21 protein-coding genes and 3 tRNA genes are annotated in these 22,108 nt (G+C 67.6%); 5 read left to right on the forward strand and 19 right to left on the reverse strand.

The genetic code is table 11. From position 1 onward, the window contains the following. Positions 1–5: 5 nt before the first annotated feature. The gene (locus BS74_RS12730; RefSeq protein ID WP_245606120.1) at positions 6–374 is read left to right on the forward strand and encodes a hypothetical protein; all 369 of its coding nucleotides are present in this window, start codon (positions 6–8) and stop codon (positions 372–374) included. Here the strand turns inward: BS74_RS12730 and uvrB are convergent. Further along, the gene (gene uvrB, locus BS74_RS10640; RefSeq protein ID WP_038058569.1) at positions 371–2,368 is read right to left on the reverse strand and encodes an excinuclease ABC subunit UvrB; all 1,998 of its coding nucleotides are present in this window, start codon (positions 2,366–2,368) and stop codon (positions 371–373) included. The genes BS74_RS12730 and uvrB overlap by 4 nt on opposite strands. A gap of 100 nt (positions 2,369–2,468) precedes the next feature. After that, complete coding sequence (locus tag BS74_RS10645; protein ID WP_038058572.1) at positions 2,469–5,165, reverse strand: S-layer homology domain-containing protein; 2,697 nt, start codon at positions 5,163–5,165, stop codon at positions 2,469–2,471. 479 nt (positions 5,166–5,644) lie between these two features. Between BS74_RS10645 and glmS the strand changes: the two genes are divergently transcribed. Further along, positions 5,645–7,459 carry a glutamine--fructose-6-phosphate transaminase (isomerizing) gene (gene glmS / locus BS74_RS10650; RefSeq protein WP_038058574.1) on the forward strand — a complete coding sequence of 605 codons (1,815 nt, stop codon included), beginning with the start codon at positions 5,645–5,647 and terminating at the stop codon, positions 7,457–7,459. Between the two features lie 19 nt (positions 7,460–7,478). Here the strand turns inward: glmS and BS74_RS10655 are convergent, their stop codons facing one another. The 6 genes from BS74_RS10655 to BS74_RS10680 all read right to left on the reverse strand — a co-directional run bounded on the left by BS74_RS10655 (position 7,479) and on the right by BS74_RS10680 (position 11,646). After that, complete coding sequence (locus BS74_RS10655; RefSeq protein WP_038058578.1) at positions 7,479–9,056, reverse strand: HD domain-containing phosphohydrolase; 1,578 nt, start codon at positions 9,054–9,056, stop codon at positions 7,479–7,481. Between the two features lie 7 nt (positions 9,057–9,063). Then, the gene (locus BS74_RS10660) at positions 9,064–10,287 is read right to left on the reverse strand and encodes a DUF4127 family protein (RefSeq protein WP_038058580.1); all 1,224 of its coding nucleotides are present in this window, start codon (positions 10,285–10,287) and stop codon (positions 9,064–9,066) included. 7 nt (positions 10,288–10,294) lie between these two features. After that, a complete protein-coding gene (trxB, locus tag BS74_RS10665) occupies positions 10,295–11,269 on the reverse strand; it encodes a thioredoxin-disulfide reductase (RefSeq protein ID WP_038058582.1) in 975 nt (324 codons plus the stop codon). Between the two features lie 125 nt (positions 11,270–11,394). Continuing rightward, positions 11,395–11,470: transfer RNA gene (locus BS74_RS10670), tRNA-Glu, on the reverse strand. Between the two features lie 21 nt (positions 11,471–11,491). Continuing rightward, positions 11,492–11,566 (reverse strand) — tRNA-Glu (locus BS74_RS10675). Positions 11,567–11,572: 6 nt separating this feature from the next. Then, positions 11,573–11,646: transfer RNA gene (locus tag BS74_RS10680), tRNA-Gln, on the reverse strand. A 79-nt stretch (positions 11,647–11,725) separates the two neighbouring features. Between BS74_RS10680 and BS74_RS10685 the strand changes: the two genes are divergently transcribed. Further along, entirely contained in the window at positions 11,726–12,337 is a 612-nt protein-coding gene (locus tag BS74_RS10685) for a hypothetical protein (protein WP_038058583.1), read from the forward strand. Continuing rightward, positions 12,334–14,052, forward strand: a complete 1,719-nt coding sequence (locus tag BS74_RS10690) for a hypothetical protein (protein ID WP_038058593.1) — start codon at positions 12,334–12,336, stop codon at positions 14,050–14,052. The genes BS74_RS10685 and BS74_RS10690 overlap by 4 nt, the downstream gene beginning before the upstream one ends. A gap of 50 nt (positions 14,053–14,102) precedes the next feature. On the opposite strand, the gene fmt is transcribed toward BS74_RS10690, so the two are convergent. The 9 genes from fmt to BS74_RS10735 are packed head-to-tail and all read right to left on the reverse strand — an operon-like array spanning position 14,103 to position 20,193. After that, entirely contained in the window at positions 14,103–15,017 is a 915-nt protein-coding gene (gene fmt / locus BS74_RS10695; RefSeq protein WP_038058595.1) for a methionyl-tRNA formyltransferase, read from the reverse strand. Continuing rightward, complete coding sequence (gene def, locus BS74_RS10700) at positions 15,014–15,589, reverse strand: peptide deformylase (RefSeq protein ID WP_038058596.1); 576 nt, start codon at positions 15,587–15,589, stop codon at positions 15,014–15,016. Before def ends, fmt begins: the two co-directional genes overlap by 4 nt. 5 nt (positions 15,590–15,594) lie before the next feature. Beyond that, positions 15,595–16,413: a CdaR family protein gene (locus tag BS74_RS10705; RefSeq protein WP_038058599.1), complete on the reverse strand. Its 819-nt coding sequence runs from the start codon at positions 16,411–16,413 to the stop codon at positions 15,595–15,597. Continuing rightward, positions 16,406–17,119, reverse strand: coding sequence for a diadenylate cyclase CdaA (cdaA, locus tag BS74_RS10710; protein ID WP_038058601.1), 714 nt, complete (start codon positions 17,117–17,119; stop codon positions 16,406–16,408). The genes BS74_RS10705 and cdaA overlap by 8 nt, the downstream gene beginning before the upstream one ends. A 3-nt stretch (positions 17,120–17,122) precedes the next feature. After that, positions 17,123–18,265: a phosphopentomutase gene (locus BS74_RS10715; RefSeq protein ID WP_038058603.1), complete on the reverse strand. Its 1,143-nt coding sequence runs from the start codon at positions 18,263–18,265 to the stop codon at positions 17,123–17,125. Next, a complete protein-coding gene (locus BS74_RS10720) occupies positions 18,265–18,522 on the reverse strand; it encodes a hypothetical protein (protein WP_019550405.1) in 258 nt (85 codons plus the stop codon). Before BS74_RS10720 ends, BS74_RS10715 begins: the two co-directional genes overlap by 1 nt. 9 nt (positions 18,523–18,531) lie before the next feature. Further along, a complete protein-coding gene (zapE, locus tag BS74_RS10725) occupies positions 18,532–19,503 on the reverse strand; it encodes a cell division protein ZapE (protein ID WP_038059196.1) in 972 nt (323 codons plus the stop codon). A gap of 19 nt (positions 19,504–19,522) precedes the next feature. After that, complete coding sequence (locus BS74_RS10730) at positions 19,523–19,921, reverse strand: type II toxin-antitoxin system VapC family toxin (protein ID WP_038058605.1); 399 nt, start codon at positions 19,919–19,921, stop codon at positions 19,523–19,525. Next, positions 19,918–20,193, reverse strand: coding sequence for an AbrB/MazE/SpoVT family DNA-binding domain-containing protein (locus BS74_RS10735; RefSeq protein WP_038058606.1), 276 nt, complete (start codon positions 20,191–20,193; stop codon positions 19,918–19,920). The genes BS74_RS10730 and BS74_RS10735 overlap by 4 nt, the downstream gene beginning before the upstream one ends. Before the next feature lie 44 nt (positions 20,194–20,237). Here BS74_RS10735 and BS74_RS10740 point away from each other — a divergent pair, with 44 nt between their 5' ends. Next, a complete protein-coding gene (locus tag BS74_RS10740) occupies positions 20,238–20,492 on the forward strand; it encodes a glutaredoxin family protein (protein ID WP_038058607.1) in 255 nt (84 codons plus the stop codon). On the opposite strand, the gene BS74_RS10745 is transcribed toward BS74_RS10740, so the two are convergent. Both BS74_RS10745 and BS74_RS10750 read right to left on the reverse strand, forming a co-directional pair. Then, positions 20,471–20,980 carry a DinB family protein gene (locus BS74_RS10745; RefSeq protein WP_008632585.1) on the reverse strand — a complete coding sequence of 170 codons (510 nt, stop codon included), beginning with the start codon at positions 20,978–20,980 and terminating at the stop codon, positions 20,471–20,473. The genes BS74_RS10740 and BS74_RS10745 overlap by 22 nt on opposite strands. A gap of 20 nt (positions 20,981–21,000) precedes the next feature. Next, entirely contained in the window at positions 21,001–22,092 is a 1,092-nt protein-coding gene (locus BS74_RS10750; protein WP_038058608.1) for an IS4 family transposase, read from the reverse strand. Positions 22,093–22,108 lie beyond the last annotated feature (16 nt).

Genomic DNA, 22,108 nt, shown 5'->3' on the forward strand with positions numbered 1-22,108 from the left:
AGGCGGTGGGCGCCTTCCACCGGGTCTACGGCGTGCCCAAAACCCCCCTCCCCTTCCTGGTCAGGGCGGCGGAAAGGGCCCTGGCGGACCTGGAGCTTCCCTTAAGGCCCCTCCTGGGCCAGGCGGAGGGGGAGAGCGTACGGGGCTTGCGGCCTAGGGAAGGCTTCCTGGCCCTCTTCCGCCAGGAAGGCGGGGATGAGGGCGAGGGGCTTTTGTGTTTCTTCGGGGAGGAGGAGGTCCACACCGGCCGCCCGAGCCTCTTCCTCTCCCCCGAGGGGGTGCTCTCCGCCTCCGGGCTGGAAGGCCCCGTGGCCAAAAAGCTCCTGGAGCGGGTGGCCCTCTACCTGGAAAACCCGGTGCTCCTTTTGGCCTAGCGGCGGCGCCGCTTCCTGCGGCTTCCCGGCACCGGCTCGGGGGCCTGCAACCCCTGGAGGCGGGCCTCGAGGGCCCTAAGCTCATCCCTTAGCCTTGCCGCCCGCTCAAAGTCCAAGGCCTCCGCCGCCTGCCACATGGCCAGCTCCAGCTCGGCGATCCTTTCCTTCAGGTCCTCCCCGGCAGGCTCCGGCAGGGGCGCCTCCTCGTACCCCTCGGGGCGGATGATGGCCCTCACCTCCTTCCGCACCGTCTTTGGGACGATGCCGTGCTCCCGGTTGTAGGCCTCCTGGATGGCCCTCCGGCGGTTCGTCTCCCGGATGGCCCGCTCCATGGCCTCGGAGACGGCATCCGCATAGAGCCAGACCTCCCCCCGGGCGTTCCGGGCCGCCCGGCCGATGGTCTGGATGAGGCTCCGCTCGCTCCGGAGGAAGCCCGTCTTGTCCGCATCCAAAATGGCCACCAAGGAGACCTCCGGCAGATCCAGGCCCTCCCGGAGGAGGTTGATGCCCACCAAGGCGTCAAAGTGCCCCAGCCTGAGGTCCCGGATCAGGGCCTGGCGCTCAAAGGCGTCCAGCTCGTGGTGCAGGTAGCGGGCCCGGACACCGTGCTCCTGCAAAAAGGCGGTGAGCTCCTCCGCCATGCGCACCGTCAGGACGGTGACCAGGGTGCGCTCGCCCCTGGCCGCCCGCTCCCGGATCCCCTCCATGAGGTCCAGGATCTGGTTCTCCGTGGGCTTCACCACCACCAAGGGGTCCAAAAGCCCCGTGGGGCGGATGATCTGCTCCACGATGCGACCCGAGTGCTCCAGCTCAAAGGGCCCCGGGGTGGCGGAGACGAAGATCACCTGGGACACCCGCTCCAAAAACTCCTCAAAGCGCAAGGGGCGGTTGTCCAGGGCGGAGGGCAGGCGGAAGCCGTAGTCCACCAGGGTCTTCTTGCGCGCGTAGTCCCCCCGGTACATACCCTGGAGCTGGGGCACGGTCACGTGGGACTCGTCCAGGAAGACCAGGAAGTCCCCGGGGAAGTAGTCCAAAAGGGTGTAGGGGGGCTCCCCCGGGGCCTTGCCCGTGAAGTAGCGGGCGTAGTTCTCCACCCCCGGGCAGGTGCCCATGACCCTGAGCATCTCCAGGTCGTAGAGGGTGCGCTCCTTGAGGCGCTGGGCGTAGAGCACCTCCCCCCGTTCCTCAAAGTACCGGACCCTTTCCCATAGCTCCTTCTCAATCTCCTGCAGGATGGCCTCCAGCCCCTCCGGGGAAAGGTAGTGGGTGGCGGGGAAGAGGACGAAGCCGGGAAGCTCCCTAAGCCTTTCCCCGGTGAGGGGGTGGACCTGCAGGATGCGCTCCACCTCGTCGCCAAAGAGCTCCACCCGGATGGGCTCGGTCTCGTAGGCGGGGAAGATCTCCAACACCTCCCCCTTGGCCCGGAAGCGGCCCGGGGAGAGGTCAATGTCGTTGCGCTCGTAGCCCAGCTCCAAAAGGCGCTCCAAAAGGGCCTCCCGCGGGTAGACCATGCCCCTTTCCACCACCAGGTTCCTCTGCCGGTACTCCCGGGGATCCCCCAGGCCGTAGATGGCGGAGACCGAGGCCACCACGATCACGTCCCGCCTCGTGAGGAGGCTACGGGTGGTGGAGTGGCGCAGGCGCTCAATCTCCGGGTTGATGCTGGCGTCCTTCTCAACGTAGAGGTCCTTGCCGGGAACGTAGGCCTCGGGCTGGTAGTAGTCGTAGTAGCTGATGAAGTACTCCACGGCGTTTTCCGGGAAAAGCTCCCGGAACTCCGCGGCCAGCTGCGCCGCCAGGATCTTGTTGGGGGCCAGGACCAAGGCGGGCCTCCCCAGGGCCTCCACCACCTTGGCCATGGTCACCGTCTTCCCCGTGCCCGTGGCCCCCAGGAGGGTGACGAAGCGCTCCCCATCCCTAAGGGCCTCCACCAGCTCCCCTATGGCCTTGGGCTGGTCCCCCTTGGGCTCAGGGCCATGGTAGCGGAAGGTCATCCTCCTTAGTTTAGGGGTAACCCTTTCCGGTGACCACGAAGGCCGCAAGAAAAGAACCCAAGGGGCTCGCCCTTTTGGGCGAGCCCCTTGGGTTTAGGTTTTAGAACACCACCTTGTAGCTAATCTTGAAGCCGCGGCCGTACAGGGGGCTACCGTTGTTATCCACCACGAAGTCCGCGTAGGAGAGGGCAAGGTCCCAGTAGTTCCAGGTCACGTAGAAGCCCGTGACGCTCCCGTTGACGCCCGCAGCGTTCAGCGTGGAGTCGTAAAGGTGGTCCACGCTGGCATCCCAAGCCTTCTCCGCATTGCCCACAAGAACGCTGCCAACGTTCTGGGCGATGTAGGAGCCGTACTTGACCTCGAGGCTGGAGTTGGCAAAGAGGAACTCGTTCAGCTTGAGGCCAAGGGCGTACTTGGTCTCCGCGTTGTCAGCAGTGCCGCCATCCGTGGTGCGGGCCACGTACTCCCCAAAGACGCTGGGCTTCAAGGGCACCGCCAGGGCTTCGGTCTCCGCCTTCACCCCATACTTGAGGGTAGTGTAGCTTTGTGCCGGCGCACCCACCACGTCCTGCACATGGTAGCGGCCCAGGAGCATGCCCTTGAGGAAGCCAAGGGTGAAGGAGAAGTCGCCGTATACGGCGATGTCAGTCTTCGCACCGGGGGCAAACTGCGGGCGCACGTCGTAAGCGGCGGTCAGGTTCAGGCCCTTGATGAAGGCATCGGTGGCCTTACCGTCGTGGGTCAGCTTAGCCCCGTACTGGGTGTAGTCACTACCAGAGGAGACGTAGCTGCTGGTCCCCGCGGTCTCCTTGGCGGCGCTATCATCCGGGGTGCCGTTGTTGCCGCTATCGGCCACCCGGTAGTAGCCGCTTAGGCTGAAGGCCCCGAACTTCAAGCCCGCCTCAGCCCCATAGGCGGTCCGGGCACCAGCGCCCGTATAGGTATCGTAGAAGCCGCCCAGGCTAAGGGCGCCGAGGGTCAGGTTGGCCTTGGCCCCATAACCCACCTGGTCAGCATGGAAGGGCGCGGCGTTGGCGGCGTTGGCCGGGGCGGCGTCGTAAGAGAGCATGTTGGCCGGGTTGACGCCCGCTCCGATGCTCCGGTAGTTACCCTCCACGGACACCAGGCCCAAGTCGGCCTTGGCCTTCACGTAGTAGCCGTTGGCGTTGGCCGCCGCATCGGAGGAGAAGTATTCCCCCGACAAGCTCACCGGCCCTAAGGCCAAGTCGGCGCCCACGCCGTACACGGTGACGGCGGAAGGACCTCCACCCAGGATGTCGCCCCCCTGCTGGGCCACAGCCCCCTTAAGGGAGAAGCCCTGGAAGGGAGAAAGGGTCAGGCCCGCCCCGCGGACGTAGAGGTTATCCCCATCTGCCCCACCCTTAGAGGCGTAAACCCCGGTGAGGGTGGCCCCCAGGACGCCGGGCTTGTAGGTGGCCACAAGGCCGTGGCCGTAGCTCACACCGTCGTTGTCAAACACGTACTCGCTGAACTTGGTCTTGACCGAGCGGCCGAAGGTGAAGGACAAAGCCTGGTCCTTGGCCACGGCCAAGGTGGTGGAAACCGCATCCACGGTTACGTTGAGGGGGCCATATGTGGTACCCGAAGCGGGGTTGCTAATCGAGCCCGTCAAACTGAAGCCCACCAGGCCAGGGTAGGTGTTGTAACCACCGGGGCTGGACTTGGCGTCCAGCGCGTTGGCCTTTAGGGTTAGGCTGAGGGTGGCCGAGGTCTGACCCTCAGCGTTCTGGCCCAAGTCCTCATGATCCACGACAAGCCCGTCGCTGTCGCTATCGCCCGTGGAGAAATTAGAGGAGAAAACCCGGTCGATGTCAAACTGGGTTCCCGAACCCGCGAAGGCCCCGTAGCTGAGGCTCAGGCTACCGCTGATGGTGAAGGCGTTCCGCTCCAGCTTGGACACCTTGCCGGAGAGGTCCCCCACGGTGCCTTCCAGCTTGGACACCTTCTCGGAGAGGCCCACCAGGTCGGAGCGGAGGGCGGCGGCGAACTCCTGGACCGCGGCCACGTCCTCCTTGGAGGCGAACTGCTCAAAGTCCACGCCCTGAAGTTCAGCCAAACCCTTCTCCAGGGCGGTCACCCGGTCCTGCAGGGCCAGCACGTCCTGGTTGAGGAGGACGGCCAGCTCGTTCAGGGCCTGGATGGCCTGGGCGTTGGCCTCCACCTGGGTGCCCAAGGCGGCCAGGTCACCCTTCACCCCCTCCACGTCCTGGGCCAGGGCGTCCAGCTGCTCGGCCAGCTGCTGGGCCTGGGCCAAGGCGGTGTCCGCGGCGATGGAGGCGGCCTCCACCCGGTCGGCCAGGTCCTGCAGGGCAGCGGCGTCCATGCCAGGCTCGGGCATGGGCATGGCCTTCAGCTCCTCGATCATGGCCTCGAGGCGGGCGATGTCCTCCTTGGTGGCGGCGCTGTCCTCCAGGGCCGAGACCCGCACGCCCAAGGCGGCCAGCTCAGCGGCCAGCTCCTGCACGGCGTTCTTCAGGGCCTCGAGGTCCTCGGAGGACATGGCCTCCATGGTGGGGGAGGTCCCCTTGGCCTTCAGCTCCTCCTCAATCTGCTGCAGGAGGCGGTAGATGATGAGGGCCGCCTGGTAGCGGGTGAGGGTCTCGTTGCCCCGGTAGGTGCCGTCGGGGAAGCCCACGAGGATCCCCTTGGCCGCCAGGGCCTCCACCGCCTCCTTGGCCCAGTGCCCGGCGGGCACGTCGGAGAACTGGGCTAGACCGAAGCCCATGGAGAGCACGGTCAAAAGCCCCGCCAGTAGCATGACTAGCTTTTTCTTCATACTTCCTTACACCCCCTTCAGGGTTTCGGGAAGCACCTTTTGGGCGAGTTGCCGCGTTTCCTCCCCAAAGGGTGCCTTCCGGGACGCAAGCCTGGTTTCTCGCAGATTCGCCTTGCGCCCGTTGGTATCATAAAAGCCTCACCCAAGCCCTGTCAAGACTCCTGGCCTTAAGGTTTTGCTATACTCCGCCGAGGGAGGTGGGAGGAAGGGTAAAAAGCCAAGGAAAAGGGGAAGGCGGGAAGCGCAGGGGGCCGAAAAGGCCTGACGAGGTGGCGGACCCCAAGTGGGGATAACCGGCCGGGGCCGGGAAAGATCGAGGGATCCGCGGATGCCGCCCGGGGTGTGCCCGCCCCGCCCGCCTGCGAAAAGCCCCAAGGGAAAGCCCCAAGGAAAAGGCCTCCTGGGGACAACCGCGGGGCAGGGCGAAGCAAGGGGTAAGCCGGGGTGGCCGAGGGCATGGCCACCCAAAAGGACGCTCTATGTGTGGGATTGTAGGCTACATCGGTTTCCGAAACGCCACGGATGTGCTCATGGATGGACTGAGGAGGCTGGAGTACCGGGGGTACGACTCCGCCGGGGTGGCGGTGCGCACCCCCGCGGGGCTGAAGGTGGTCAAGCGCTCGGGGAAGCTTTCCGCCCTGGAAAAGGCCCTTAAGGAGGAGCACCTGGAGGGGCCTTTGGGCATCGGCCATACCCGCTGGGCCACCCACGGGGCCCCCACCGACCCCAACGCCCACCCCCACACCACGGAGGATGGCAAGATCGCCGTGATCCACAACGGCATCATCGAGAACTACCTGGAGCTCAAGGAGGCCCTGAAGGCACGGGGGCACCGCTTCACCTCGGAAACCGACAGCGAGGTTCTGGCGCATCTTCTAGAGGAGAAATACCAAGGGGATCTTTACGAGGCCCTGAGGGAGGCCCTAAGGGAGGTGCGGGGCGCCTATGCGGTGGTGGCGGCGCATGAGGACCACCAGGAGATCGTGGCCGCCCGCACGGTGAGCCCACTGGTGATCGGCCTGGGAGAGGGGGAAAACTTCCTGGCCTCGGACGTGCCCGCCCTCCTTCCCTACACCCGGCGGGTCATCTTCCTCCACGACGGGGACCTGGCCCGCATCACCCGGGAGGGGGTGGAGGTCACCGACCTTCAGGGCCGCCCCCTGGAGCGGGAGGTGGTGGAGATCGACTGGACCCTCGAGGCCGCCGAGAAGGGCGGCTTCCCCCACTACATGCTGAAGGAGATCTACGAGCAACCCTGGGTGCTGGAGAACACCCTGGGGGGCCGCCTGCGCGAGGAAGAGGGGGACGTGGACCTGGGGCTCCGCCTGGACCCCCAGGCGGTGGAGCGGGTGCACGTGATCGCCTGCGGCACTGCGGCCTACGCGGGCTGGTACGGGAAGTACCTCCTGGAAGCCCTGGCCCGCATCCCCACGGAGTGGGACGTGGCCAGCGAGTACCGCTACCGCGATCCCCTGGCGGACGAAAGGACCCTGGCCATCGCCATCAGCCAATCGGGGGAGACCATCGACACCCTGGAGGGGGTGCGCGAGGCCAAGCGCAAGGGGGCCAAAACCCTTGGGGTCATCAACGCCAAGGGTTCTAGCATCACCCGGGAGGTGGAGGACGTCCTCTACATCCACGCCGGTCCCGAGATCGGGGTGGCCTCCACCAAGGCCTACACCGCCATGCTGGCGGCCATGGCCATGCTGGCGGTCCACCTTGGCCGAAGGAGGGGGATCCTCGGCAAGGAGGAAGCCCAGGGCCTCCTTAAGGAGATGCGAAAGCTTCCCCGGTTGGTGGAGGAAGTTTTGGAAAAGCGCCCCCTCATCGCCCACCTCGCCGAGAAGTACCACCAGGCCCAGGACTTCCTCTTCCTGGGGCGGCACGTGCAGGCCCCCACCGCCTATGAGGGGGCCTTGAAGCTCAAGGAGATCAGCTACATCCACGCGGAGGCCTACCCCGCGGGGGAGATGAAGCACGGGCCCATCGCCCTCATTGACGAGCACCTGCCCGTGGTGGTCCTGGCCACCCAAGGCCCCCTCTACGAGAAGACCCTCTCCAACGTCCAGGAGGTGCGGGCCCGGGGAGGCAAGGTGATCGCCCTGGCCACGGAAGGGGATGAGGAAATCCGCAAGCTGGCCCAGGACGTGGTCTACCTCCCGGAGGTGCATCCCCTCCTCGCCCCCATCGTGAGCGTGGTGCCCTTGCAGCTTCTGGCCTACGAGATCGCCGTCCTCCTGGGTCGGGACGTGGACCAGCCCCGCAACCTGGCCAAGAGCGTGACCGTGGAGTAAGGGCGGGCTTTCCCTAGGGCTACCCTTCCCCCAGCAACCCCAAGAAGGCCTCCACCACCTCCGGGTCCAGGCTCCTGCCCGCCTGGGCCCGGAGCTCCTTTTGGGCCTCCTCTGGGCTCCAGGCCCGCTTGTAGGAGCGCTCGGAGGTGAGGGCATCGTACACGTCCACCACAGCAAAAATGCGGGCCTCCAAGGGGATCTCCTCTCCCTTGAGGCCCCTGGGGTAACCCGAGCCGTCCCAGCGCTCGTGGTGGTAGAGGACCACATTGAGAACCACCTGCGGCAGAAACGGCAGGCTCTTTAGGATCTCCAGGCCCACCTCCGGGTGGGTCTTCACCACCCGCCACTCCCCGGTGGAGAGGGCGCCGGGCTTCTTCAGGATCTCGTCCGGCAGGGCCAGCTTGCCCAGGTCGTGGAAGTAGGCGCCCAGGCGGAGGCCCTCGAGGTCCGGAAAGCCCAAGGCCTGCCCCAGCCGCACGCAAAGCTCCGCCACCCGCTCCGTGTGCCCCTTGGTCTCCAGGTCCCGGTACTCCAGAACCCGGGAGAGGGCCTTGAGGGCGGCTTCCCTGGTGGTCTGCAGGGTGCGGATGTGAAAAAGCCGCTCCAAGGCCTCCTCCAGCCGCTTGGCCACCAGCTTCAAAACCCCCTCGTCCTCAAAACGGTAGGGGATCCGCTCGCCAAAAGAACCCAGGGCCAAAACCCCATACCGCCTGCCCTCAGGCTTCAAGGGCACCAGCAGGGCGGAGGTTAAGCCGGCCTCCGCATAGGGCCGTAAAGCCCCGGGAAAGCGGGCGTACTCCTCCACGTACACCGGCCCCTCCCAAAGCCGGGGGTGGCCCAGAAGACCCTCCCCAAAGCGGATGGGGTGCTCCTCGTAAAGCCGGGGAAACCCTGGGGGGTAGCGTCCGGAGATCACCGCTGGGCGCACCGTCCCCTCCTGGAAGAGGTAGAGCGCCCCCGCGTGGTAGGGGGTGAGGCGGAGCAGGGTGTCCAGGGCCTCCTGGGCCATGGAGAAGGGCTCCCGGGCGCTCTCCAGGGCCAGGGAGAGAGCCAAAAGGGCCTGCGCCCGCTCCGCTTCCGCCCGGGCACGCTCCAAGGCCTCGATGCGGGAGAGCACCACCCCCGCCGCCTCCGCCAGGGCCTGGATCCAGAAGCGATCCTCCGGACGGATCTCGCCCACACCCCCGGCGGTGTCCATGGACAGGACCCCAAGGACCCGCCCCCCCGCATCCCGCAAGGGCACCCCAAGGTAGACCCCTGGTTGGCGCTTGCCCGACAGAAAGATCACCCGCGAGTCCCGGCTGACATCGGCCACGTACACCGGCTCGCCCTTGCGCAAGACCTCCCAGGAGATGCCCCGGTTACGGGGCAAACGCAGCCCCACCTTGTCCCGGCTCAGCCCGGCAGCGGCCACCAGCTCCAAGATCTCCTCCTGCGGCCGGTAAAGGAAGAGGAGGACGGAAACCGCCCGGGTAGAGGCCTTTGCCGTCTCCACCACCGTACGGTAAACCTCCTCCGGGCGCTCCAGAGGCGCCAGCAGGCGCCAGGCCTGGGCCAAGGCCTCCAGGCGCCTCAGCTCCAACGCCTCAGGGGTCATGATGGGTTCAGTTTACCACCTCAGGCCATCGGGAAAGCGGCAGGGCCTCCAGAAGACCCCAGGCCTCAAAGGAGCGCCTCCAGGGAAACTCCACCCGCAAAAGATCCACCCGGTGCCCTTCCAACTCCAGATAGGGCCAAAGCTCCTTCACCGCCGAGGCCCTCTCCGGCAAGGGTTCGGAAAAGCGGGAGCGCACCCAAAGTCGCCCCACCTCCCCCCACCAGTAGGCGAAATAGGCCTCCGCCAACCGCCCGAGGCGGCCCTCAGGATCCTTCAGGAAAAGCCCCCCCTGGGCCAGGGCGCTCCCCAGGTTGTTGGCCGGGGTGCCCCAGGAGGCGTAGGCGGCAAGCCGAGGGTAGAGCCCCAGGGCCTGGAGGTAGGCCATGAGCCCGGGATCCCCCCGGTTCACCCGGGAAAGGTCCGCCAGGACCACGGGAAAGCGGGGCATGAGGTGGAGAAGGTCTTGAATGGCCCTCCTGGGGTTCCGCCCCCCGTAGGCGTAAAGCACCAGGTCCGGCCCCTCGGCCAGGGCCACCTCCCGCGCCCCGGCGCTTCCCAAAAGCCCCGCCACCGTCTCCCTAAGGGGAAGGCCCTCGTAAGGGGTGACCCGGTGGGCCAGGGCCACCTCCTCGTAGACCACCGCCACCCGTAGGCCGGGCCGCAGGGCCCTGAGGAGGAGGACCTGCCCCGCCTCGTCCGCCCCGGGGCGGCTCGGGTAGGCGAGGGACCGGGCCTCCCCTGGGGCAGGGGAGCCCCTTAGGGCATCGTCCCAGACAGCCTCCAGGTACACGCCCGCCAAGCCCGACCAGCGGGCCAAGGCCTGGAGCACCGCCAGGTTGCGCCCCCTTTGGGTGGCGTCCCAACGGGGCACCACCCCGAAGAGGAGGAGTTCACCCCCATGGCGTACCTTCCAAGAGAGCAGGGGCCCAAGGCGGGCCAGGGCATCCTCCGGGGGCAAGGCCAGGTGCCGGCTTTGCAGGAGGCCCCCGTAGGCCAGGACGTCCACGCTGGCCACCAGGCGCTTCCCCGGCGTGGCCAAAAGCCAAACCCTGAGGCGGGAAAGGTCCGCCCCCTCAGGCCCCCGGTAGGCCTCCTTAGGGGGGCAGAGGACCAGGCCCCAGGCGCAAGGGGCCCAGTTGGGGGGACGGTCGTCCAGGGGCAGGTAGAGGATGGGGGCTTGGGCCAGCCCCAAACCCCAAAGGAGAAGCCCCCAAAGCCCTAAGCGCCGCACCCCAACCCTAGCCCACCTTCTCGTGGGCCTCCGCCAGGTAGCGCTCCGCCATCATGGCCGCCCGGGTGCCCGCCCCCACGCTGGTGGTGAGCTGGCGGTAAATGGGGTCGGCCACGTCCCCGGCGGCGAAGATGCCGGGGACGGAGGTGAAGACCTCCTCCCGCACCGCCACGTAGCCGTCGGGGCGGAGCTCCACCACCCCCTGGAGGAAGGCGGTGTTGGGCTCATGGCCGATGAAGACGAAGACCCCATCCGTGGGGTAGACGTACTCCTCCCCCGTCTTCAGGTTCTTGAGCCTGACCCCCGTGACCTGGTCCTCGCCCAGGATCTCGGTGACGATATGGGAGAAGAGGAAGTGCATCTTGGGGTTTTGGAAAGCCCGGGCCTGGGCCACCTTGTTGGCCCTAAGCTCGTCCCGGCGGTGGACGAGGGTCACCTTGCGGGCGAACTTGGTGAGGAAAAGCCCCTCCTCCACGGCCGCATCCCCGCCGCCCACCACCACCACCTCTTTGTCCCGGTAGAAGAAGCCGTCGCAGGTGGCGCAGGTGGAAACCCCCCGGCCGTAGAACTTTTCCTCTCCAGGCACCCCCAGCTTCCTGGGATTGGCCCCGGTGGCGATGATGACCACCCGCCCAAAGTAGGAGCGCTCAAACCCCCGGACCAGAAAACCGCCCTCTTGGACCTCGAGGCCCAGCACCTCGTCCATGACGATCCGGGCACCAAACTTCTCCGCCTGCTGCACCATGCGGCTGGCCAACTCCGGCCCGGAGATGCCCTCGGGAAAACCCGGATAGTTTTCCACCTCGTCGGTCTGGGCGATCTGCCCCCCCGGGAGGCCTTTTTCCAGGATGACGGTCTTGAGTTGGGCCCGCCCGGCGTAAATCCCCGCGGTGAGGCCCGCAGGCCCGCCGCCGATGATGACCACGTCGTACCGCTCCTCGTCCTTGCCGCTTCCCGCAAGCCCAGTGAGGGTGAACTCCATGGATCCCTCCTCCTTTCAGGTTACGCCCCCACATACCCAGTGGGGGTATCACCCACCCAGTTTCCACCCGCCCCCGGGCGCCAGTCAAGGGAAGCCTGGCCCAAAAAAGCAATCCGAGCCGCTTCTGGTGACCCCAGGGGGATTCGAACCCCCGTCTCGGCCTTGAGAGGGCCGTGTCCTAGGCCTCTAGACGATGGGGCCGTGCGCGGCTCGGACTGCTTTTGGTGACCCCAGGGGGACTCGAACCCCCGCCGCCGCCTTGAAAGGGCGGTGACCTAACCACTAGTCGATGGGGCCAGGTTTTGGCTGGGGTGCGTGGACTCGAACCACGACCGGCGGATCCAGAGTCCGCTGTCCTGCCGTTAGACGACACCCCAGCGGCGCTTGCCCGATCCCTCGGGCAGAGGTTATGGTACACTCTGAAGGGCAGATTGGCAAGCCCCAGGGTGTCCTCCTATGGCGTCAAACGAGGAAAGCCTTTTGCAAGTTCTAAGCCAGTACGTTTCCCCCCGGGCTGCGGAAAACCTGGTGAGGCGGGCCCTGGCCCAGAGGGCCCCCACCTCCCCAGAGGCGTGGGCGCGCCTTCTAGAGGAGGCCCTCTGGCCCGAGCTGAGCCGCCTCCTTCCCTTCCGGGAGATGCCCCCGGAGCTGAAGGCCTTGGCGCGGCAATGGAGGGAGCAGGCCGCTTCCCTGGTGACGGAGGCGGAGGCCCCCGAAGCCGAGGAGGAAGACCTTTCCCTGGAGGCGGTGGACCTCGAGGACCCCTCGGCCCGGCAGCAGCTGGCCAAAAGGCTCGCCCGCCTGGAGGGGGTAACGGGGGTGGTGGTGGCGGGAACCCGCGGCAAGGAGGAGCTTTTTGCCGGGGAACCCGTGCCCTTGGACCTGGCCTACCCCATCCTCCGGCGCCAGGGCTACGGGATTTTCTATGCCCTTTTAGAGGGGGGAATCGTGGCCTTAAGGCCCCTGGCCCAGGGATACATCGGCCTTCTAGCCAGAAAGGAAGCCAACATCGGCCGCCTGCTCCACGCCTTGAGGCGGCTCACATCCCTAGCGGAGGTCAGCGAATGAAAAGGTGGTCCGCCCTAGCCTTGTTCCTTGGCCTTTTGGCGTCAGCCGCTCCCCTGCCCCAGGTCTATGACCGCGTGGAGGAAGCCCTAAGGCAGGTGCGCCTGGAAAACCCCACCCAGGCCCTTTCCGCCCTGGACCGGGCGCAAAGCCTTCTGCGCCAGGAAAGCGAAGGGCTTCCCCCGGTGTTGCGCGACGCCACCCTCCTGCACCTCCAGGATGCCCGGCAGGCGGTGCTCAAGCAAAGCCGGGCGGACCTCGAGGCCCGCCTCCTCCTGGTGCGCCACCTCCTGGGCAAGGCCCTTTACGATGGCTTCTTCCGGGCCCAAGCCCCCGAAAAACCCCAGTACCTTAGCCGTCTTATCCGGGCCACCGGCCTGCCCCAGGCCCAGGTGCAGGGCGTGGAAAACCGCCCCTCGGAGGAGGCCCGGCTCCGGTTGGAAGCTGTCTACCTGCAACTCCTGGCCGAGGACCTGAACCGAACCCTTTCCGCCTCCTCCCGCCCCCAGGCCTACCTGGCCCTGGCCCGGGCCTACGCCCGCTTCCTGGTGATCCAGGACAGCCCCCAAAGCACCCTCAAGGCCCAGGAGTTCGTCCAGGCCTTGGCCAAGGTCTCGGGTGGGGAGAGCTTCCGTCCAGACGTCCAGGCGCTGCAAAAGAAGGCGGCCGCCTGGCGTCAGGGCCTTGCGGCTTCCACGGCCTCGCCCCCTCCTTCCTCCCCTCCTGCCCCCTCCCCGCCGGCCACCCCATCGCCTACCCGTGCCGCCCCAACGCCCAGCCCTGCCCAACCCTCTTCAGCCCCTCCTTCCTCCCCCACCCCCTCCCCCACACAAGCACGCCTAGCGGAAGCGGTTTTGTCCCAGGAGATCCGGGAGGAGACGAGCCTTCTCCGGTTAGATCCGGAAACAAGCGTGCGAGTGGGTGAAGCCCTGCAACGGCTAGCCATCCCCAGCCTGATCAACTGGCTGGACCTTCTGGACGAGGTGCGCAGCAGCCTGGCCCAAGCGCAGCTTTATACGGAAACAGGCCAGTACCAACGGGCCAGAGCCCAGTTGAGCTACGCCTACAGCCGCTTCCGCCTGAAAATCTACCCGGTGGTGGGTGGCTACGCCCCGGAGCTAGCCGAACGCACCGACCGCCTCTTTCTGGCCATGGAAAACGCCGTGGGTCTACGCACCGTGGACTTCACCGTGCTTCTCGGCGAGATCCAGGAGATTGAAGAGCGGCTTCTGGGGAACACCCTGGGCTTCTGGCATGCCCTGCAGGTGCAAATTCAACTCTTCTTCCTGGGCATCCCCCGCGCCGTGTTCTTCCTCTTGGCGGCGGCCCTGGCCTTCTTCCCCCTCTACCTCATCCGCATCACCTTCGGAGGAAGGAACGTCTACTGGAACCTCCTGGGCCTGGCTTTCCTCTTCCTGGTGCTCCCCATCGTGGCCGAGGGGCTCTCCTATATGGGGTCCATCCTGGCCGAATACGGGGGTCTACCCGCTTTAGGGGTCTTGGCCAACCTCTCCATCGCCCAGGCCTTGGGACCCTACTTGGCCTGGGGGTTCACGGCCTTCCTGGTGGTGGCCTTCGCCGGGGCGGGCTTAAGGGGCATCGCCGCCCAGTTTGGCCTTCTGAAGGAGCGGGGCAAGGAGGTGGCCACCCTAGCGGAGAAGCCCTCGGCCACCACCCTCACCAGCGAGACCATCGTGGAGTGGGACGAGGAGTTCTAAGCGCCCCCTCGGGGCCCAAGCCCCGAGGGGGACCCCAGCCAAAAGGACCCCTATTCCAGCCGCGTGCCCGGAACCACCCCATACCCCCGGGCCCAGTCCGCGGCGGGCATGGGCCGCTTCCCCTCGGGCTGGACCTCTAGAAGCCGGATAAGCCCCTCCCCCGTGCCCACCAAGACCCCTTCCCGGTCCACCCCCTGGACCACCCCCGGGGCCCCTTGTCCGGGCTCGGGGCGCATCCTGAGGACCTTGACCCGCTTGCCCCCGTGGAAGCAGTAGCTCCCCGGCCAGGGCTGCACCCCCCGGTGGCGGTTGTAGATGGCCTGGGCGCTTTCCCCAAAGCGGATACGCCCCTCCTCCTTGGTGAGCAGGGGAGCGTAGGAGGCCTCCCCTTCCTGGGGGGTAGGGGTGAGGTGGGGAAGGTTCTCCAGCACCCAAAGGAGGAGCTCTATGCCCTTGTCCCTAAGGCGTTCCGAAAGGGCCACCGCGTCCTCGTCGGGGCCGATGGCCGTGCGGTAGACGGCATAGAGGGGCCCGGTGTCCAGCCCCTCCTCCGTCTTCATGATGGCTACCCCGGTTTCCTCCTCCCCCCGGATCAGGGCCCAGGGCACGGGGGCCGGGCCGCGGTATTTGGGAAGGAGGGAGGGGTGGAGGTTCAAAAAGCCATAGGGGGGCACCTCGAGGACCTCCCTGGGCAGGATCTTGCCGTAGGCGGCGGTCACCGCCACCTCCGGGGCTGCTTCCTTGAAGGCCTCCAGGAAGGCCTGGTTGCCCTTGAGCCGTTCGGGCTTCAAAAGGGGCAGGCCCCGGGCCTCGGCGTACTGGGCCACGGGGCTAGGCGTGGGCTTCAGGCCCCGGCCCTTGGGCCTATCCGGCTGGGTGACCACCAGCACCACCTGGTGGTGGCGGTTCAGGGCGTCCAATACCGGCACCGCCCAGGCTGGCGTGCCGAAAAAGGCCACCCTCATCTTTGGGAAAGCTCCTTCAAAAGCGCCCTGGCCTCCTTCTGCATCCGGGCCAGCTCCGCCCGGTTCTCCTGCAAAAAGGCCTCCCGCTTGGCCTTGGGCAGGCGTTCAAAAAAGAAGACGCCCTCCAGGTGGTCCACCTCGTGCTGGAAGACCCTGGCCATATACCCCTCCAGCTCCAGGGTGCGCTCCCGCCCCTCCTCGTCCTGGTAGGTCACGCAGATGCGCTCCGCCCGGGGGACCTCCTCGGAGTAGAGGCCGGGGAGGGAGAGGCACCCCTCCAAACCCTCCACCTCCCCCTCCCGGTGGGTGATCACGGGGTTGGCCACCACGTAGACCCGGCGCACCAGGTCGCGCAAGGGGCGCTCCTCCCCCTCGGGCTCATCGGCGTACTCCACGGCCACGAAGAGGCGCTCAGAAAGCCCAATCTGGGGTGCGGCCAGGCCCACGCCCCGGGCGGCAAACATGGTCTCCAGCATGTCCTCGGCAAGCTTCTTGAGGCCCCCGAAGTCCTGGACGGGCCGCGCCCGCTTGCGCAACACCGGGTCCCCGTAAAGGCGAATGGGGTAGATCATCCCATCTATTCTAGCGCAAGCCGCACCCTCCCCAAAACCTCCCCCAGAACCCTCACCCCCGGGGGCAGGCTGAGGACAAGAGGGCCCGAGACCTCCCCCGGGCGAAAGCCCCCTTGGGGCCTGGCCTCCACCTGAAGCAACTCCGCCAAGGCCTCCTTGGGCCCCACCACCTCCACGGTCTTGGGGGCGTAGTCCACCACCCTTAGGCCCGCCGGGGGCTTGAGGACCAAGGGGACCTCCTTGCGGAAAAGGGGAACCTCCCGGGCCCTCACCCGCACCTGGGCGGGGAAAAGCTCCACCCCAGGGAGGGGCCCCTGGGGACCAAAGGCGGTGAGGGCGACCGTTTCCCCCCCAAGGTCCAGGCCCAGGGCCACCACCGCCTCCTCCACCCGGCTCCTCGGGCCCTTGGCCTCCACGAAGGCGGGCTGGGTTTCCACCCAGGCCCCTTGGGAAAGGACCTCCACCGGAAGGGTGCGGGTGAGGATGGCCTCCACCCGGCCCTCCACCCGGGCGGGGCGGATCTCCAGGACCTCCACCCCCTGGGGCGCGGCCACCCGCACCTCCCGGGCAAAGGCCCCCTCCGCCCCAGAGAGGTCCAGGTAGGCGGAAACGGGGAGCCTGGCCCCCTCCACCAGGGGGGCCGGGCCCCTTAGGCGCAACAGGACCTCCTTGGGCACCCCCTCCGCCGTGCGCTCCTCCCCCAGGCCCACCACCTGCAGGGGCACGCTCACCGCCCGCTCCACCACCGGAGCCCTCTCCCTTAGGGAGTACCAGACGGCCACGGCCGCCAAAAGGGCCAGGAGAAAGCTCCCCCAGTCACGCACGGAGCACCTCCTTGAGCTTTTCCCTCAGGGCCTCGAGGCCCAAGGGGGGCGAAAGCCTCCCCCCCTCCGCCACCCGGATGGCCCCCGTCTCCTCGCTCACCACGATCACCAGGGCATCGGAGACCTCGGAAAGCCCCAAGGCCGCCCGGTGCCGGGTGCCCAGGCCCATCCGGGCCTCGGAAAGGGGAAAGACGCACCCCGCGGCGAAGAGCCGATCCCCCCGCAGGATGGCCCCGCCGTCGTGCAGGGGGGTCCCGGGGTAAAACACCGTCTGCAACAACCGGGCGGAGAGCCGGGCCTCGAGGATCTCCCCCGTGGCCGCATACTCCCCCAGGGGGGTGCGCCTCTCCAGGGCCAGGATGGCCCCATAGCGCCGTTCGGAAAGCCGGGAAAGGCCCAAAAGCAACTCCTCCAGGGCCAGGGAAGGGGCCCTGGGCCCCTGGGCCCGGCCGATGCGCTCCAAAAGCCCCCTGAGCTCCGGCTGGAAGACCACGATGAGGGCGAAGGCCCCCAGGGTGGCGGCGTTCCCCAGGAGCCAGGCGAGGGTGGAAAGCCCCAGGAGGCTGGCCAGGAACCAGACCGCCAGGTAGACCAGAACCCCCCGCACCAGGTTCAGGGCCCGGGTGCCGGAAAGGAGGCGGTGGAGGGAGTAAAAGAGGACCGCCACCAGGAGGATGTCCAGGAGGTCGCGCCACGTGAAGGGCATGGCCTAAAGGAGGCTCTTGCCGGGCCCGTCCCAGGGAAGCCCGAAAAGCTTGGCCCAGGTGGCCCCCAGATCGGCAAAGCTCTCCCGGGTACCCAAATCCCCCTCCACCCCCGGCCCCACCCAGAGGAGCATCCCGTACTCCCGGGTGTGGTCGGTGCCGAGGAAGGTGGGGTCGTTGCCGTGGTCGGAGACCAAAAAGAGGTGGTCCTCGGGGCCCAAGGCCGAAAGGAGCCGGGGGAGGAAATCGTCCACCTCCTTCAGGGCCCGGGCGTACCCTTCCGGGTTCCGCCGGTGCCCGTACTTGGCGTCAAAGTCCACCAGGTTGGTGAAGACCAGGCCCGAGAAGGGCTCAAGCATGAGGGCCAGGGTCTTCTCCAGGCCGTCGGCGTTGTCCTTGGTCTTCACCTCCCGGGTGAAGCCCCGATGCGCGTAGATGTCCGGGATCTTCCCCACCCCCACCACCTCGAGGCCCCCCTCCTTGAGGAGGTCCAGAACGTTCCGAGGGGGCTCCAGGGCGAAGTCCTTCCTGAGGTCCTCCCGGCGGTAGAAGTTTCCCGGCTCCCCGGCGAAGGGCCGGGCGATGACCCGGGCCACCTGGTGCTCTTCCCGAAGCATCTCCCGGGCCACCTGGCACCACCGGTAGAGCTCCTCCAAGGGCACCACCTCCAGGTGGGCCGCCACCTGGAAGACGCTGTCCGCGGAGGTGTACACGATGGGGAAGCCCGTCTTCAGGTGGGCTTCGCCGTAGTCCCGTATGGCCTCGGTGCCCGAGTAAGGGCGGTTCAGGAGCCACCCCCCCACCCCGACGGCCTCCGCCCACGCCCTAAGGAGCTCCTCGGGGAAGCCCTCGGGGTAGGTGCGGAAGGGCCTTTCCAGGTACACCCCCACGAACTCCCAGTGCCCGGTGGTGGTGTCCTTGCCGGGGTTGACCTCCCGCATGCGGCCAAAGGCCCCTTGGGGCTTGGGGCGGGGCAGGGTGTGCACCCCGGGCACGAGGCCGAGGCCCAAGGCCGCCAGGTGGGGAAGCTCCACCCCCGTCTTCAAGACGGTGTGGTCCAGGGTGTCCGCCCCCTCGTCCCCGAAAAGGGGGGCGTCCGGGAGGTAACCCAAGCCCACGGAGTCCAGGACGATGGCCGTGACCTTCATCAGGACCTTAGGCCCCCTTCTTCCTCCTCTTCCTCCTCCGCCAGGGCCATGAGCTCCTCCGGGGTCATCTCGGAAAGGGCCCGGACCGCCTGGAACTCCTCCACCAGGCCCTGGATCTCCTCCATGGCCTCCTCCAGGGAGAGCTCCCCGTCCTGGTACTCGTCCAACACCTCCTCTATGGCCTCGAGGATCCCCACCGCCGCACTGGCCTGGGAGAGGGCCTGGGCCAGCTCCGAAAGCCTCTCTGCAAGCTCCATGCCCCCATGCTACCCCAAAAGCTCCGCAAGCCGGGAAAGGGCCCGCCCGTATTTCTTGGCGAAGGCCCCGTGCCGGTAGGTCTCGGGAAACACCTCCCGAAGGGGCACCCCGGAGGCCCGGAAGTCCAGGCCCAGGTTGTACACCTGGTCCACGAAGTGCACGAAGCGGAGGGCGTCGTTCTGGTCGGGGATGGGGGCCAGGCCCAAGAGGTAGACCGCCTCCACCCCCTCCAGCAGGTAGCGGTAGCGGATGGGGTGCAGGGCGCGTAGGTGGGCCAGGAGCTCGGGGAAGGCGTCCAGGGTCTTGGGCCTGGGGTCTTCCCGGTAGCGGGCCAGGAGGGCTTCCTCGGAAAGGGGCTCGGGGTAGCGCCCGGGGTCGCGGTGGCGAAAGTCCTCCCCCTCGAGGCGCTCCACGGCAAAGCGCCGGGCCAGGCTCTGGATCTGGTGCTTGAACTGCTCGGCGTTGAAGCGCCCTTCCCCCAGGGCCCCGGGCGGGGTATTGGAGGTGGTGGCCACCCGGAGGCCCTTCTCCATGGTGAGGGCCAGGAAGTGGGTGATCATCTGGGCGTTCCCGGGATCGTCCAGCTCAAACTCGTCCAGGAAGAGGTAGCGCAAGGAGGCAAAGCGCCTTGCCCCTTCCCTTAGCCCCATGAGGCCCAGGGCGTAGGTGAGCTCCTCAAAGGTGAGGAAGGCCTTGGGCGCGGGGGCCTCAAGGTAGGCGGCCACCAGGAGGTGGGTCTTCCCCACCCCAAAGCCCCCGTCCAGGTAAACCCCTTGCGGCCCGGGAAGCCGGGGGCGGAACAGGCCCCGGGGACGGTCGTGCACCCAACGTCGCAGGCGCTCCTTGGCCAGGGCCTGGGAAGGGTAACGGGGATCGGGCCGATAGGTGGCAAAGGTGGCCCCCTGGAAGCGGGGCGGGGGGACAAAGCGCGCAAGGAGCTTCTCTAGGTCCACCTCGGGGTGGCGGTCCACCAGGCGCATGGGGCCCATTGTAGAGGGGCTAGCGCACCACCTCCACCCTAACCCCCACGGCAAGCCCCTCCCAGGTGGCGTCGGCGGTGAGGGCGGGCAGGTTCAGGCGCCTGGCCAGGGCCAGGCAGGCCCGGTCCCCCAGGGAAAGGCCCAAGGGGCGGGTGAGGGGGCGGAGGCGGGCGGCTTCCACGGCGTCCTCCTCGGTGAAGGGGAAGACCTGGAGGACCCGGTCCAAGAGCCCCTCCCGCACCAGCTCCTCCCGCACCGCCTCGGGCGCATAGCCCCGCTCCGCCTGCTTGGAGAACACCTCCGCCAGGTTTACCGCGCTGATGGCCGCCCCTTCCGCCAGGACCGCCTCTACCCGGGCCGCACCCGGCTCATCCAGAAGGAGGGCCAGAAGCGCCGAGGCATCCAGGACCGCCTTCATTGCCCCTCCTTCCTGGCCTCCTCCCGCCTTTCCTGGATGAGTTCCTCCACCAAGCTTACCCCCGGGGGAACCAGGTCCTTGTAAAGGCCCCGGACCCTCCGGGCCACCTCGCGAAAACTCAGGAGCTCCAGAACCCCATCCTCCCGCAGGCGAACCACCAGGCGGTCCCCCTCTTGGAGGCCCAGGGCCGCCCTCACCTCCGCGGGCAGGACCACCCTTCCCTTAGAGCCCACCTGTAACACATAGTGGGCTTTTTCCAGCACTGGCCTCATATCCCCAGGGTACCACGCGGGCCCTTCTGGTACCATGGAGGGGTATGGTGCGGCTTTACGGCATCCCCGGCTGTGGCCCTTGCGAGATCGTGAAGATGTTCCTGGCGCAAAAGGGAGTGCCCTTTGAGTTCGTGAACGCCCGTCAGAACCCGGAGGCGGCCGCGAGGATCGCCGAGCTGGTGGGAAGCCCCACCGCCGGCGTGGTCCTGGAGTGGGACGGCAAGACTGAGGTGATCCGGGGGGTATCCCCCGCCACCCTCAACGCCTGGTACGCCCGCTACCGGGAGAAGGCCTCCTGAAGGGCCTTAAGGTGGTGGGCCTCGTGATAGGCCGCGGCCCTCACCCAGCCCAGGGCGTTGAGCTCGCCGAAAAAGGGGTGGGGAAAGGTGGCGGGGTGGTGGGGGTCGGCCTGGGCCGCCTCCTCCAGGAGGGCGGCCCGCGCCCGGGCCAGGAGGGCCAGCACCTCCTCCAGGCCCATCCCCCCCTGGGGGCGCACCCCCTCGGGGGCCTGGGGCTTCCCGTCCTTGTACTCCCCGGGCACCGCCTGCACCGGGGGCAGGGCCTCCCCCGCCCTCATGCGGCGGAGCCGCCTCAACACCCGGGCGGTGGAGGCCTCCACCAGGGCGATGTGCTCGGCCACCATCAGGGGGGTCCAGGCCCCTTCCCGCAAGGGGGTGGTGAGCCAGGTGGGGTCCGCCCCCTGGAGTAGGGCCAAGAGGGCCTTACGGCTTTCCCCCAGGCGGGCCAGGGCCTCCTCCCAGGACCCATAGGCTTCCAACTGGACCATACCCCATTATACCCACCGGGCTATGTACACGTCAAGACCTCCATAGGGCATAACCCCAAGGGACTTCCGCGCCTTCCTCCCCCTGCACCCCAGAGGGCAAGCGCCCAAAGGGTGAGCAGGTCCAGCCCCGCCCGGAAGAGGCTCTGTCCCAGCCTCCCGTGCTTCTTGGGCCTCACCGGACGCACCCGGTGCAGCACAAGCCCCGTCCGAAACGCCCACACGAAGGCCAGGCTCAAGGGGACCAAAAGCCGCGAAAGCCTCTCCCCCCGCGTCACGTGCGTGGCCTCCAGGTCAAATCCCCGCCCCTTCAGGGCCCCAAAGAGCCGCTCTATCCCCCACCTGAGCCCGTACACCTCCAGCACCCGGTGAGGGTCCAGGTCCGTAGCCACAATCAGCCACTCCCGGACCCCAAGGCGCAACCCCACCACCCACATGCGCCGCCCGTAGACCCAGTACCGCCGCCTGGGCACCCGGCTCTCTCCCACCTTCAGGGAGGCAAAGAGCTCCCAGGCCCGAGGGCCCGAGCCCAACCGCCACATCCGGGTGTTGGCCTTGATTCGGATGCACCGGGGGATGCCCTTCTCCTCCAGGTACCGGAACCACGCCTCCCCTATGAACTCCCGATCCGCCAGGAACCCCTCCACCCGGAGGTGGGGGAAGTGGGCCCTCAGGAAAGCCAAGGCCCTCTCCATCAGGGCGATGCGTTCGGGGGTGGAGGAGTTGCCGTCGTGGGGAAGGAAGCTCCAGAACAGGGGGACGGCCAGGCCTTGGCACAGGAAGGCCAGCATCAGGAGGTTGACCTTGCTCTTCCCCAGCTCCCACTCGGTCCGGTCCATGACCAGGAGGAGCCCTTGGGGTCGGAGGAGGGCGAAGATGAAGCGGGCATAGCCCTCCCCGTCCAGCCCCGGCCAGGCCAAGAACCGCTGGAACCTTCGGTAGGCGGAGCGGGGGTCAGGGCTGGCTATGGAGCCGAGGGAAAGAGCGAGTCTGGGGCCGCTTGTGGTGCGGGCGGTGACCAGAGCCATCACCAGGGCGGCCAGGAAGGTGAGGCGCCTGAGGTCGGCCTTCCAGTATCGCTTCAAGGCGTTGATGAGTGGGGTAAGCTGTTCCATGGGGACCACCTCCTAT

Origin of the sequence: Thermus amyloliquefaciens (genome assembly GCF_000744885.1) — a bacterium.
Taxonomy (GTDB): Bacteria; Deinococcota; Deinococci; order Deinococcales; family Thermaceae; genus Thermus; species Thermus amyloliquefaciens.